General features: G+C 63.8%; 12 protein-coding genes and 1 pseudogene. 9 read left to right on the top strand and 4 right to left on the bottom strand.

The window, feature by feature from the left end; all coding sequences use genetic code 11:
- Positions 1-198: 198 nt before the first annotated feature.
- Entirely contained in the window at positions 199-1,080 is an 882-nt protein-coding gene (gene dapA, locus AB2M62_RS07495; RefSeq protein WP_404338998.1) for a 4-hydroxy-tetrahydrodipicolinate synthase, read from the bottom strand.
- Positions 1,081-1,148: 68 nt separating this feature from the next.
- Between dapA and AB2M62_RS07490 the strand changes: the two genes are divergently transcribed.
- The 6 genes and pseudogenes from AB2M62_RS07490 to AB2M62_RS07465 all read left to right on the top strand — a co-directional run bounded on the left by AB2M62_RS07490 (position 1,149) and on the right by AB2M62_RS07465 (position 6,134).
- On the top strand, positions 1,149-3,152 hold the full coding sequence (locus AB2M62_RS07490) for a lytic transglycosylase domain-containing protein (RefSeq protein ID WP_404339849.1): 2,004 nt from the start codon (positions 1,149-1,151) through the stop codon (positions 3,150-3,152).
- Between the two features lie 12 nt (positions 3,153-3,164).
- Positions 3,165-3,644: a transcription elongation factor GreB gene (gene greB, locus AB2M62_RS07485; RefSeq protein WP_404338996.1), complete on the top strand. Its 480-nt coding sequence runs from the start codon at positions 3,165-3,167 to the stop codon at positions 3,642-3,644.
- Between the two features lie 129 nt (positions 3,645-3,773).
- On the top strand, positions 3,774-4,052 hold the full coding sequence (locus AB2M62_RS07480) for an acylphosphatase (RefSeq protein ID WP_404338994.1): 279 nt from the start codon (positions 3,774-3,776) through the stop codon (positions 4,050-4,052).
- A gap of 112 nt (positions 4,053-4,164) precedes the next feature.
- Positions 4,165-4,557, top strand: a complete 393-nt coding sequence (locus AB2M62_RS07475; RefSeq protein WP_404338992.1) for a DoxX family protein — start codon at positions 4,165-4,167, stop codon at positions 4,555-4,557.
- Positions 4,554-5,280: pseudogene (locus AB2M62_RS07470) on the top strand (NYN domain-containing protein). The gene AB2M62_RS07475 and the pseudogene AB2M62_RS07470 overlap by 4 nt, the downstream one beginning before the upstream one ends.
- Positions 5,281-5,333: 53 nt before the next feature.
- Positions 5,334-6,134, top strand: a complete 801-nt coding sequence (locus tag AB2M62_RS07465; RefSeq protein WP_404338990.1) for a transporter — start codon at positions 5,334-5,336, stop codon at positions 6,132-6,134.
- Between the two features lie 43 nt (positions 6,135-6,177).
- Here AB2M62_RS07465 and ettA read toward each other — a convergent pair whose 3' ends face one another.
- Entirely contained in the window at positions 6,178-7,857 is a 1,680-nt protein-coding gene (ettA, locus tag AB2M62_RS07460) for an energy-dependent translational throttle protein EttA (RefSeq protein ID WP_404338988.1), read from the bottom strand.
- A gap of 152 nt (positions 7,858-8,009) precedes the next feature.
- Here ettA and AB2M62_RS07455 point away from each other — a divergent pair, with 152 nt between their 5' ends.
- The 3 genes from AB2M62_RS07455 (at position 8,010) to AB2M62_RS07445 (ending at position 11,247) form a co-directional block, all read left to right on the top strand.
- Positions 8,010-9,389, top strand: coding sequence for a M20/M25/M40 family metallo-hydrolase (locus AB2M62_RS07455; protein WP_404338986.1), 1,380 nt, complete (start codon positions 8,010-8,012; stop codon positions 9,387-9,389).
- 176 nt (positions 9,390-9,565) lie between these two features.
- Positions 9,566-9,799 carry a hypothetical protein gene (locus tag AB2M62_RS07450; RefSeq protein WP_404338984.1) on the top strand — a complete coding sequence of 78 codons (234 nt, stop codon included), beginning with the start codon at positions 9,566-9,568 and terminating at the stop codon, positions 9,797-9,799.
- 128 nt (positions 9,800-9,927) lie between these two features.
- On the top strand, positions 9,928-11,247 hold the full coding sequence (locus tag AB2M62_RS07445) for a dicarboxylate/amino acid:cation symporter (RefSeq protein ID WP_404338982.1): 1,320 nt from the start codon (positions 9,928-9,930) through the stop codon (positions 11,245-11,247).
- A gap of 370 nt (positions 11,248-11,617) precedes the next feature.
- Here the strand turns inward: AB2M62_RS07445 and AB2M62_RS07440 are convergent, their stop codons facing one another.
- Both AB2M62_RS07440 and AB2M62_RS07435 read right to left on the bottom strand, forming a co-directional pair.
- Positions 11,618-11,959: a tetratricopeptide repeat protein gene (locus AB2M62_RS07440; protein ID WP_404338980.1), complete on the bottom strand. Its 342-nt coding sequence runs from the start codon at positions 11,957-11,959 to the stop codon at positions 11,618-11,620.
- Positions 11,960-12,120: 161 nt separating this feature from the next.
- Positions 12,121-12,573 carry a toxin-activating lysine-acyltransferase gene (locus tag AB2M62_RS07435; RefSeq protein ID WP_404338978.1) on the bottom strand — a complete coding sequence of 151 codons (453 nt, stop codon included), beginning with the start codon at positions 12,571-12,573 and terminating at the stop codon, positions 12,121-12,123.
- Positions 12,574-12,589: the final 16 nt, after the last annotated feature.

Below are 12,589 nucleotides of genomic sequence, written 5' to 3'. Positions count from 1 at the left end.
CGGCGGCGCGTGACATGCGCAAAGGCGGTGCCTCCGCGGCGCGTGGTTCCTACATGTGTCAAGCGAGCAAAGAAGATATTCTCCTTGTCGCAATGACTTACGCGGAATGGTTGATTTCGCGAACCCGCTTTCGTGTCAAGCGAGCGTCGATTGCCCGGCTCGCCGTCTCACAACCGTGACCTTTGCGACTTTTCGCGGTTAGATCAGCCCGGCATGCGCCAGCGCGGCCTCGACGGCTGCGCGGCTGGCGTCGCTGGCCTCGGTCATCGGCAAGCGAATCTCCTGAGGGAAACCGGGGCGCACCCGGCCGACCGCGTACTTCACCGGGCCGGGCGAGGCATCCGTGAACATCGCGAGATGCAGTGGATAGAGCCGATCGTGGAGGTCGAGCGCACGCGCCGTATCGCCGGCGGCCCAGGCAGCCTGGAAGTCGGCGCAGAGCTTCGGCGCGACATTGGCCGAGACCGAGATGCAGCCGGTGCCGCCCATAGCATTGAAGGCAAGCGCGGTTTCGTCATTGCCCGAAAGCTGGATGAAATCCTTGCCGCAGCCCGCGCGCTGCTCGGAGACGCGTGCCAGTGCGCCGGTGGCGTCCTTCACGCCGATGAAGATGCTCGGAAATGCCTGGACGATCCGCGCCATCGTGGCTGGCTGGATGTCGGTCACGGTGCGGCCGGGCACGTTATAGAGCACCACTGGCAGCGCCGCTTCCTTCGCGATCGCCTCGAAATGGCGGAAAATGCCTTCCTGGCTCGGGCGGTTATAATAAGGCGGCACCATCAGCACCGCGTCGGCGCCTGCCTCCTTGGCGGCCTGAACATTGGCGATGGCCACGCGGGTGTCGTTCGATCCGGCGCCGGCGAGCACCGGCACCCTGCCCCTGGCCTGCTCGGCGCAGGCGCGGACGACCTGGAAATGCTCATCCTTGGGCATCGTCGCAGCCTCGCCGGTGGTGCCGCACGGCACGAGCCCGGCCGAGCCCTGCTCGATCTGCCACTCTACCAGCGCCCGGAAATCCTCTTCTGCGAAGGCACCGTCGCGAAATGGCGTCACGAGCGCCGGAATCGAGCCCGAGAACATGGTACGTTCATCCTGATACGGGTAAAAACAGGCTGGCAGATAGGCGGGGGTTGCGTATCATGTCCAGTATGCTGGGTCCGTTGTTCAAGAGTACCATGTTGCTGGCCGGTGTTTCCGGTCTGGCGGCTTCCTCGCAGCTCGCGCAGGACCAGATCGGTGCGCTCAAAAGCGCCCTGATCGGCACTGCGCAGACCACACCGGGCTATGGCCAGGGCGGCGAGCTTTCGGGCACGCTGGTGGAATGGCGGCGGCTTCAGCAGTCGGATAATTGGCCCTTTGCCGATTACGCCAATTTCCTGCTCGTCCACCCCGGCTGGCCCGGCGAGAAGAGCCGGCGCGCTGCCGCGGAGACGGTTCTGCCCAGCGGTGCATCCGATCCCGGATTGGTCACGCGATTTTTCCAACGCTTCCCGCCGCTGACTGCCGCCGGTCGCCTGCGCTATGCCGAAGCGCTCGCTGCTTCGGGTCGGCGCGGCGAGGCCGAGGAGCAGGCGCGCACGGCATGGCGTTCGGGCGTGATGCGCACGGCCGATGAGGCACGCTTGAGCAGCGCCTTCCTGGGCGCTCTCCGCCCCGCCGATCATGATGCGCGGATGGACATGCTGCTGTGGCAGGGCTCGATCGCCTCCGCCCAGCGCCAGCTCGCCTGGGTTTCGCCCGCCAGGCGTCCCGTGTTCGAGGCGCGGATCGCCTATCGCACCAAGGCGATCGATGCGGCGACAAAGGGTGACGCCGTGTTCGGGCTTGGCAATACCGATCCAGGCTATATCGGCGATCGCGCACGTTGGCTGCGCGACACCGGCAACAGCCCGGCGATGCGCAGCTATCTGGCGCAACGGCCGCGGCTGACCTCCTACCCTGGCGATCTCGAAGCCTGGTACGAAGTGCTGCTGACCGCGGCACGCGGCGCCGCGGCCGATGGCCAATTCAGCCTAGCCTATCAAATCGCCAGCCAGGTGGACGATGCTGTCGCGCCCGGCGAGGACGTGGCCGAGATGCCGCTGGGCGAGCGCGACGACTATACCAGCCTCACCTGGCTCGCCGGCACCACTGCGCTCGACAAGCTCAACCGCCCGGGCGACGCCACCGGCATGTTCGACCGCTATTCGCGCGGGTCGAAATCGCCAACGACTCAGTCCAAGGGTCTCTATTGGGCGGGTCGCGCGGCCGAGGCGGCAGGCAACCAGGCCGGCGCGCAGGGCTTTTACGCCAAGGCCGCTGGGTTCCCCGACCTGTATTACGGTCAGCTCGCTAGCGAACGACTGTCGCAGCCGCTGCGGCGTCCGCCCGAGATGGGCGCGCGCCCGATCGACGTCGCGACGCGCGACGCCTTCTTCCGCAGAGAGACCGTGCGCGCGACACAGTATCTCGGGACGATCGGCGATCGCCAAGGCCAGAGCCTGTTCGTTCGCCAGATCGCCGCCGACGCAAAGACCGACAGCGACCATGTTCTCGCCAACGAGCTCAGCCGCACGATCGGCCGGCCCGATCTGGGCGTGATGGTCGGGCGCAGCGCGCTCCAGAACGGGCTCTCCGACTATACTGCGGCGGGCTATCCCACGGTGCGCGTTCCCGAAACGCACCGCGATTATTGGACGATCGTCCACGCGATCGCGCGGCAGGAAAGCCAGTTCGATCGCGCCGCGGTAAGCCATGCCGGCGCGCGCGGGCTAATGCAGCTAATGCCGGGCACGGCGCGCGAGACCGCTGGCAAGCTGGGTCTGGGCTACAACATGGACTCGCTGGTCAGCGACACCGATTACAACATCCAGCTCGGCTCGACCTATTTCCAGCGGATGTTCGCCCTCTACGGCAGCTATCCGCTCGCCGTGGCTGCGTACAATGCTGGGCCGGGCAATGTGAACAAGTGGATTCGCGCCAATGGCGATCCGCGCTTGCCGGGCGGCGACATGGTCCGCTGGGTCGAGGCAATCCCGATCTACGAGACCAAGAATTACGTCCAGCGGGTGCTGGAGAATGCCGTGGTCTACGATCTGCTCAACCCCGAGCATGCCCGCAGCCGCGGCCCGGCCAATCTCAGCTGGTATCTGGGCAAGAACAAGCCGGGCTGATAGCCCGGAGGGATGGAACCGCGCCCCAATTACATCACGCCGGCGGGCTATGCCGCGCTTCGCACCGAATATGAGGCGCTGTTCGGCACCGAGCGGCCGCAGCTGGTCGAGACGATCGCCTGGGCGGCGGGCAATGGCGATCGTTCGGAGAATGGCGACTACATCTACGGCCGCAAGCGGCTGCGCGAGATCGACCGGCGGCTGGGCTGGCTGTCGAAGCGGATGAAGGCCGCCAAGGTCGTCGATCCCGCACAGCAGGCAGATCGGACGCGCATATGGTTCGGGGCCACGGTGCAGATCGCCGACGAGGACGACAACCGGCGAACGCTCACGCTGGTCGGCGACGACGAGGCGGATGCCGGAAAGGGCATGGTCGGCTGGAACGCGCCGATCGCGTCGGCGCTGCGCGGCGCGGCGCTGGGCGACCTGCGCCGGGTGACACTGCCCGGGGGCGAGCGCGAATATGAAGTGATTGCAATCGATTACCCCTGAGCCATCGGCCGTGATGCGTGCCTGGGATGCGGCGAAACGACTCGCCTCCCTCTTCCCACGGACCGCGCGATGGTAAAGACGGTGACAGGGCGCCCGCATTTGGGCGAGCTCGAGTTGAGCGTGGGGACCATGGCGACACAAAGGATTTTCGTTACCGGACGCGTGCAGGGCGTCGGCTTCCGCGACTGGGTGGTGCGGACAGCGCAGCGATCGGGATTGACCGGCTGGGTGCGCAATCTGCGCGACGGGCGCGTCGAGATCTTCGCCGCAGGGCCCGAAGAGCCGCTCCAGGCCTTACTCGACGGTGTGCGCGAAGGCCCGCCGCTCGCGCGGATCGACCATGTCGAAGCCTATCCCGCCGATGAGGAAAAAGCGCATAAAGGGTTTACCAAGCGTTTCACCGCGTAGGCTTGAAACGCACGGTTTCTGCCGCCTGGATTGACCGGGGCGGCAGCAAATGGAAGGTTCCGCTTTCGAAACGGCGCAAGCTCTCACGGCGCCCCAACGAGAGGAGGAACCCATGCCGATTCCCGCTAGCTGGCCCCCGCGTTTGTTGAGTGTGCTACGCATTGTTGCCGGGCTCGCTTTCCTGCAGCACGGCACGTCCAAATATTTCGGGCTTCCGCCCTTCCCCATGCCCGCTCCCCTGCCGCCTTTGCTGCTTGCCGCCGGTGCGATCGAGCTAGTTGGCGGCGCGCTGCTGCTGATCGGGTTGTTCACGCGTCCCGTGGCGTTCATTGCCTCGGGCATGTGCGCTGTCGGCTATTTCATGATGCACGCGCCCAAGGGCTTCTTCCCGGCGGAGAACGGCGGCGAGGCGATCCTGCTTTATTGCTTCCTCTTCCTCTACCTGGCGGCGGCTGGCGGCGGCGTGTGGAGCGTTGATGCGGCGCGAGGACCTCGGGCTTCGTGAACCCGGACCTTCCGACCGGAAATGTCGCGCTGCTGATCGATGCTGACAATGCGTCGGCCAGCGCGATCGAACTCGGTCCTCACGGCGCTTGCCGATCTAGGCACGGTCAACATCCGGCGCGTCTATGGCAATTGGAGCAAGCCTGCGCTCAAGGGCTGGAGCGAAGTCGCGCTGCGCTTCGCGCTGGAGCCGCAGCAGCAGTTCGACCTCACCAAGGGGAAAAACGCGACCGACATGAAGATGACGATCGACGCGATGGACCTGCTGGCGAGCGGGCGAGTCACCGGGTTCGGGATCATGTCGTCGGATAGCGATTTCATGCCGCTGGTGACGCGAATCCGCCAGGACGGGCTGACCGTCTACGGCTTCGGCCGCGCGACTACGCCGGAAGGGTTTCGCCAGGCCTGCAACCGCTTCATCGACGTCGACACGCTGGAAAAGCCGCAGACAAAGGTGCCGAGCGTTGCGGCCAAGCTGCCCGAAGCGCCAGGCAGGACGGTAGATCCCGAGGTGGTGCGCATCCTGTTCGACGCTTACCAAGCCTCGCGACGCGATCCGGGCGGCTATGCCAGTCTAAGCGAAATCGGCCAGCGCGCTGCCAACCGATCGAGCTTCGACACACGCAATTATGGCTTCGCCCGGCTCTCTGACCTGTTCGAGGCCGTGCCCGATTTCGCGGTCGAACGACGTGACGACGGGGCGTTCGTAAAGCGCGTTCGCTGAGTTGTCGCCTCATTTGGCATCGCTCTACGCCCGGCTGGGTCTATGATGGGAGGATGAAACGCTTGCTCCCCGCTCTTGGCATGGCCCTGCTCGCCACCCCGGGCATCGCCCAGGCGCAGGATCGCCCGCTCTGTCCCGACCGGCCCGGGCTCGGCACGCCTGCCTGCACGGTCGATGCGGGACATGCCGTGGTCGAGCTTGGCGGCATCGACTGGACGCTAGAGCAAGATTTTAGCGAACGCAGCGATAGCTGGACCGCAGGCGACCTGCTCGTACGCTACGGCGTGAATGACAACCTCGAGGTCCAACTGGGTTGGACCGCCTTCGGCGCGGTGCGCACGCGAGACAAGATCGGCGGCGGCGTGAACCATAGTGCAGGCACCGGCGACGTGACGGTCGCGCTGCGCCGCAATCTTTCCCAGCCCGACGGCTCGGGCTTCTCGGTTGCGGTAATGCCGTACGCGACGCTACCGGTGGGCGGTGAAACGATCGGCGCGGGGGACTGGGGCGCTGGCCTGATCGTGCCGCTGAGCTACAGCCTTAGCGACAGCATCGGCATCGCGCTGACGCCGGAGGTGGACGCCGCAGTGGACAGCGACCGGCGCGGGCGGCATCTCGCTTACGGCACGGTGATCGGGCTGAGCGCGACGCTCAGCGACGCGGTGAGCAGCGCGCTGGAATTCCAAGCGCTGCGCGACGAGGACCCGAGCGGCCACGCCACCCAGGCGCTGGCAAGCCTGTCGTTCACCTGGCAGCCCCAAGACGACCTCCAGCTCGACATCGGGGCAGTCGCCGGACTGAACGCGGCAAGCCCGGACGCCGAACTCTATCTCGGAATCGCGCGGCGCTTCTGAACGCGCACGCCCCGGCCGCGCGGCCGGGGCGGCACTGCGGATATCAGCGCGTCAGCTTCTTGTACGACAGCGCGGTCGGACGATCGGCAGCGTCACCGAGGCGGCGGCGCTTGTCTTCCTCATAGGCTTCGAAATTGCCTTCGAACCATTCGACATGGCTGTTGCCTTCGAAGGCGAGAATGTGCGTTGCCAGCCGATCGAGGAAGAAGCGATCGTGGCTGATCACCACGGCGCAGCCCGCGAAATTCTCGATAGCCTCTTCCAGCGCGCCGAGCGTCTCAACGTCGAGATCGTTGGTCGGTTCGTCGAGCAGCAACACGTTGCCGCCGCGTTTGAGCATCTTGGCGATGTTGACTCGGTTGCGCTCACCACCCGAGAGCTTGCCGACATTCTTCTGCTGGTCAGCGCCCTTGAAGTTGAACGCACCGACATAGGCGCGGGTCGAGGCGTCGTGGCCGTTGACCTTCATGTAATCGAGCCCGTCGGAGATTTCCTCCCAGACGTTCTTCTTGGGATCGAGGTGATCTCGGCTCTGATCGACATAGCCGAGCCGGACGGTCGAACCCATCTCGATCGTGCCGCTGTCTGGAGTCTCCTGCCCAGTGATCATCTTGAACAGCGTCGACTTGCCGGCGCCGTTCGGGCCGATCACACCGACGATGCCGCCGGCCGGCAAGGTGAAGGAGAGGTTCTCGAACAGCAGCTTGTCGCCATAGGCCTTGGAGATGTTCTCGACTTCGATGACCTTGCCGCCAAGGCGCTCGGGCACCTGGATGACGATCTGGGCGCCGCTAGGCCGGCGGTTCTTCTGCGTTTCGACGAGCTGCTCGAACTTTGCGATACGCGCTTTGGACTTGGTTTGGCGCGCCTTTGCGCCTTGGCGAATCCATTCGAGCTCGTTCTTGATCGCGGTCTGGCGGCTCGATTCCTCGCGCTCCTCCTGTTCGAGGCGCTTCGACTTCTTCTCGAGATAGGTCGAGTAATTGCCTTCGTAGGGAAAATACTTGCCGCGATCGATCTCGAGAATCCAGCCAACGACATTATCGAGGAAATAGCGATCGTGGGTGATCATCAGCACCGCGCCGGCATATTCCTTGAGGTGATTTTCGAGCCACTGGACGCTCTCGGCGTCGAGATGGTTGGTCGGTTCGTCGAGTAGCAGGATCGACGGCTTCTGAATTAGCAGCCGGGTGAGCGCGATGCGACGCTTCTCACCGCCCGAGAGATTCTCGACCGGCCAGTCCGACGGAGGGCAACGCAGTGCTTCCATCGCGATTTCAAGCTGGTTGTCGAGGCTCCAGCCGTCGACTGCGTCGATCTTGGCCTGAAGCTCTCCCATTTCCTCCATCAGCGCGTCGAAATCGGTGTCGTCCTTGGGATCGCCCATCTCTGCCGAGATCGCGTTGAAGCGGTCGACGAGGTCGGCAGTGGCGCGGGCGCCCTGCTTCACGTTCTCGAGCACGTTCTTGGTCGGATCGAGCTGGGGCTCCTGCTCGAGATAGCCGACGGTGATGTTCTCGCCGGGCCATGCCTCGCCCGTGAAGTCCTTGTCGACGCCTGCCATGATTTTCATCAGCGTCGACTTGCCGGCGCCGTTGGGGCCGACGATGCCGATCTTGGCACCCTGATAGAATTGCAGGTTGATGTTGCTCAGCACCGGCTTGGGAGCGCCGGGGAAGGTCTTGGTCATGTCCTTCATGACGAAGGCGTATTGGGCGGCCACTTAGCGGTCTCCGATCGGTAGCTTGGAATGCGGGAAGTTTGCGCGCGATGTAGCGATCGAAGGGCCAAATGGCAACGCGCCCAACACGGAAACAAAAAGGAAACACGTAAACGCATTGGCAAATGTTACGGGGCCGATTAGCACATCGCGCCATGACCAAGCGCCTCCTGCTCGCGGCCAGCGCCGCACTCGCCCTTTCCGTGCCCGCCTTCGCCCAGACGGCCTATGACGTGCCAGCGCTTCGCGATGCAGCGCTGAACGGCGATACGCTTGCCTGGGATATCACCGAAGGACTGACCACCGAAATCGGCCAGCGGCTTGCCGCGACCGAGGCGGAAGGGCGCGCAAGGGCCTGGGCAGTCAAGAAGCTCACCGCGCTCGGCTTCAAGAACGTCCATATCGAGACCTACAAAATGCCGGTCTGGGTACGCGGCGAGGAAAAGGCCGAAGTCGTCGGCCCGTCGGCGCAGAAACTGACGATCGCGGCGCTGGGTAATTCGGGATCGACCGGACCCAAGGGCGTCGAAGCCGATGTGGCCTACTTCCCCACGCTCGCCGACCTGCAGGCCGCGCCGGCCGAGGCGGTGAAGGGCAAGATCGTCTTTATCAGCCATGCGATGACAGCGACGCAGGACGGATCGCAATATGGCGTGTTCGGCGGCGCGCGGCGTGCCGGACCGAGCCTAGCTGCGACCAAAGGCGCCGCTGCCGTGCTGATCCGCTCGATCGGCACCGATTATCACCGCAATCCGCACACCGGCGTCACCAGCTGGGCGGACGGCGTCAAACCGATCGCCGCAGCCGCGCTGTCGCTTCCTGATGCCGAGCAACTCGAACGGCTGTTCAAACGCGGTCCGGTACGCCTCAAATTGCTCGTCACGCCGCAGTTCAAGGGCGAGGCAGAATTGGGCAATGTCATTGCCGATGTCCCTGGTAGCGATCCGAGTGCGGGGATCGTGCTGATCGGCGGCCATCTCGACAGCTGGGATCTGGGCACCGGCGCGATCGACGACGCCTCGGGCGTGGCGATCACCACAGCTGCCGCAAAGCATATCATGGATGCCGGCCAGCCCAGGCGGACGATCCGCGTTGTTTGGTTTGGCGCAGAAGAAGTCGGCGGCTTTGGCGGCGAGGCCTACGCCAAGGCGCATGCCAACGAGCGCCATGTTCTTGCCACCGAATTGGATTTCGGCGCGGACCGCGTGTGGAATTTCGAGACCAACCTGCCCGACAGTGCCAAAGCGATTGCAGACCGGCTCGCGACCGCGCTCGCCCCGATCGGCATCGCGCGCAGCCGCGGTGCGGCACATGGCGGCACTGATGTTGGACCCGTGCTGCGCAACGGAGTCGCCGGAATTGATCTGTCGCAATCCGGTTTGCGCTATTTCGACTATCACCACACCCCGGACGACACGCTGGACAAGATCGATCCCGTACAACTGCGCCAGAATGTCGCGGCGTGGACGGCAATGCTGGCGATCGTCGCCAACGCGCCGGAGGATATCGGCAGCGTGCCAGCGACACACGAATGACGCCCCCCATTCCATCGCAAGGCGCTCGGACGGCCTGAATGAGGCAAAAAAGTGGCCGAAATTTTGCAACTCGTCGAATTTGCGATTGACGGAATCGCAACGAACGCTATTTCAGCGGCTTCGCCTTCGGCACGGGCCGGGAGCGAAACGTTTTAGTTTCCAAGGGAGCAACCCTGATGAAGAAGATCCTCATTGTCGCTGCTACCGCCGGCCTGATGTCGCTCGCGGCGTGCGGCGGCGGCACCACCAACACCACTGCCGAGAACGTCGCCGAGAGCCAGGAAGCCAACGCGACCGCGTATGAAGAAGCTGCCGACAACACCACCAACGTTGCCGAGGAAGCCGTCCTCGAGAACGCTGCCAAGGCCGCTGACAACGCGCACGACCAGGCTGAAGCCAACATTCATTGATCTTAAGGGCAGTCGCCGCTGGCGATCGCTGCTGAAGACACGGAAGGGCGCTCCTCGCGGGGCGCCCTTTTCGTTTGTGGCACCGCCTTCCCCGGGGCATGATGGGCCAACGTCCTAGGGGAAGATCGATGGCGCTGATCGCCGCTGACGGCTCGCGTCCGCCCGTGTGGCGGCTGCTCTATTTCTGGGTGCTAATCGGCATCGTCTCGGGCGCTCTGCTTGGTTGGCTTGCCCCTGCCACCGGCGCCGCCCTGCAGCCGCTTGGCGAAGCCTTTATCGCGCTGGTCAAGATGGTGATCCCGGCGGTGATCTTCCTGACCGTGGTGACCGGGATCGCCGGCTCGCACGGGCTCGGATCGCTCGGCCGCGTCGCGCTCAAGGCATTTGCCTATTTCCTGTTTTTCTCGACGCTCGCGCTGTTCGTAGGACTGATCGTCGCGCATCTGTTCCAGCCTGGCGCGGGAATGCACGTCGACCCCGCGACGCTCGACGCGGCCAAGGTCCATGGCTTCGAGGAGAAAGCGCATGAGAGTAGCATCACCGGCTTCCTCGTCGCGATCATTCCGACCACCCTCGCTTCGGCCTTCACCAGCGGATCGATCCTCCAGATCCTGTTCGTCGCCGTGCTGTTCGGTATCGCGCTGACCTTGGTCGGCGAACCCGCGCGTCCGGTGACGGACTTGCTCGAGCGGCTCTCGCTCGTCGTCTTTCGATTGGTGACCATCGTAATGTGGGCGGCACCCGTGGGGGCGTTCGGCGCGATGGCGTTCACCATCGGCAAATATGGTGTCGGCACCTTGCTAAGCCTCGGCAAGCTCGTCGCGACCTTCTATTTTACCTCGGCGTTCTTCGTGCTGGTGGTGCTAGGCATCGTCGCGGTGCTCAACGGCTTCTCGATCATCAAGCTGCTGCGCTATCTGCGTGCGGAGCTACTGCTCGTCCTTGGCACCTCGTCGTCCGAGGCGGCGCTCCCGGCGCTGATCGAGAAGATGGAAGTTGCCGGCGCCGACAAAGAGGTCGTCGGCGTGGTCGTGCCGACCGGCTATTCGTTCAATCTCGACGGCACCAATATCTATATGACGCTGGCGGCGCTGTTCATCGCGCAGGCGACGGGCGTGCAACTGACCCTCGGGGAACAGCTAGGATTGCTGGCCGTCGCGATGCTGAGCTCGAAGGGAGCCGCGGGCGTGACCGGTGCGGGGTTCATCACCCTCGCGGCGACGCTCGCCATCGTCCCCAAGGTGCCGCTGGCCGGCATGGCGCTGATCCTGGGCGTCGACCGATTCATGAGCGAATGCCGCAGCCTGACCAACTTCATCGGCAATGCCGTCGCGACACTGGTGGTGGCGCGCTGGGAGGGCAAGCTGAACCGGGAAAAGCTCGTCCGGGCGCTGGACGGCAAGCCCGAGGTGCTTGCCGCGACGCCGTTGGAACGCGATCCGGATTAAATGGTCGGGGAGACACAATCTCGACAATCGACCCATGCTATTGTGTTCATTGACTTTATCGAAGAATGCTCGCGCAAATACCATCGTAGACGGTGTTTTTTGGCTAGGCTGCAGTGGCACTTTGCAGGACTTTGCTGCAGATTCGACGGAAGGTTCCCCTGCTGCGCCGGTTCGAATTTCTGCAAGCGTGCACAGCCTGTTCGCTAGGCGCGGGTGCTGTCCGACCTGCCTAAAAGCCCGGACGCTGCCGACGGGCACTGCTTGCGAACCACTGCTCACTGGTTGTCTAATCGTTGTTGCTTGAACCGATGCTCAATCGCGGGTCGGCCGACCTGCAGAGTTCAGATTCCTCGCAAGTTGCGCGCACCAGCTACTGTTGATCGGGACTTCCCTGGACGTGTGAGATCGCTGGAGCATAGCCTTGCGAGGCCGCTTCGCGGATCAAAGCGTTGCCGCGGTCGCTGTTCGGCTTGACACCCCGGCCATGCAAATAGAGGCGACCGAGCCGATACTTCGCTTCTGCAAGGCCAGGGCCGGCGTGCGGATTTGTGAGAAACATGACTCGGCCGCTGCCGCCCCTACGAACGGGAGGAGAATAGATCGGCGTCGTCGCGGGGATGGCAGTCGCAGCTTTGAGGTAAAGTGCGGCGGCTCGGGAAGGATCCTGGCTGACGCCCAAACCTTCCTCGTATCGTTTGCCCAGTTCGAGCATGGCGGTCTTGTCGCCCTGCTCGGCTGAGCACTGGAGGTTAGCGACTGGCCGGGTATGGCCAGATTGGGAGAGGTTACGGCATGAATTTGGCATGCTTGCGCAAGCGCTCGACGAGAGTGCAAGCGGGATAGATACATACAATGCCCGATGCATAGCGCCCTCTATTTAGGATTGTGCGTGATCACCTCAACGCCATTTTGGCCTGTGATTTGATACTTGAACGACTTGCCTTTGAAAATTGTGGCGGCCGCATCGGCCAGCATCTCCTCCTGGGCACCGAAAGGAGCCACCATCTCGATCAGCCACAAATTTGGGCCTCCCTTCCATTCGTGAGGGGCCAGACGGACCTGCTGTTGGCGAAGCCGCTCCTCCGTTTGGTCCGATATCGAGCCCCAGAGGATCAGCCCCGCCGGCCTTTGGTCGGGACCGTGGAAAATCCGGAACTGCTCTAACAAGATGGCAGGCATCACCATCCATTCTAGGTCCGCGATGAACAGGTTCTTGTGTAGCGGGCTTTGCGAAAGCAGCCAGGTGATCTCGCCTAACACCTGACTTATGGTTTTCGGGGGCTGAGGTGCAGGTGGAAGCGGCGGTGTGGTAGTCTGAACATTCATCGATGCGGATCCTATG

This window comes from Sphingomonas sp. MMS12-HWE2-04 (genome assembly GCF_044881185.1).
In the GTDB taxonomy this organism is placed as follows: Bacteria; Pseudomonadota; Alphaproteobacteria; order Sphingomonadales; family Sphingomonadaceae; genus Sphingomonas.
Note: the sequence above shows the minus strand (reverse complement) of the source record. Positions and strands in the feature narration are given on the sequence as shown.

Coding starts and splice junctions, on each gene's coding strand:
- AB2M62_RS07440 (WP_404338980.1), bottom strand. CDS start 11,959: ATGCTCGAACTGGGCAAACGATACGAGGAAGGTTTGGGCGTCAGCCAG.
- AB2M62_RS07490 (WP_404339849.1), top strand. CDS start 1,149: ATGCTGGGTCCGTTGTTCAAGAGTACCATGTTGCTGGCCGGTGTTTCC.
- AB2M62_RS07445 (WP_404338982.1), top strand. CDS start 9,928: ATGGCGCTGATCGCCGCTGACGGCTCGCGTCCGCCCGTGTGGCGGCTG.
- AB2M62_RS07465 (WP_404338990.1), top strand. CDS start 5,334: ATGAAACGCTTGCTCCCCGCTCTTGGCATGGCCCTGCTCGCCACCCCG.
- dapA (WP_404338998.1), bottom strand. CDS start 1,080: ATGTTCTCGGGCTCGATTCCGGCGCTCGTGACGCCATTTCGCGACGGT.
- AB2M62_RS07480 (WP_404338994.1), top strand. CDS start 3,774: ATGGCGACACAAAGGATTTTCGTTACCGGACGCGTGCAGGGCGTCGGC.
- AB2M62_RS07475 (WP_404338992.1), top strand. CDS start 4,165: ATGCCGATTCCCGCTAGCTGGCCCCCGCGTTTGTTGAGTGTGCTACGC.
- AB2M62_RS07455 (WP_404338986.1), top strand. CDS start 8,010: ATGACCAAGCGCCTCCTGCTCGCGGCCAGCGCCGCACTCGCCCTTTCC.
- AB2M62_RS07435 (WP_404338978.1), bottom strand. CDS start 12,573: ATGAATGTTCAGACTACCACACCGCCGCTTCCACCTGCACCTCAGCCC.
- greB (WP_404338996.1), top strand. CDS start 3,165: ATGGAACCGCGCCCCAATTACATCACGCCGGCGGGCTATGCCGCGCTT.
- AB2M62_RS07450 (WP_404338984.1), top strand. CDS start 9,566: ATGAAGAAGATCCTCATTGTCGCTGCTACCGCCGGCCTGATGTCGCTC.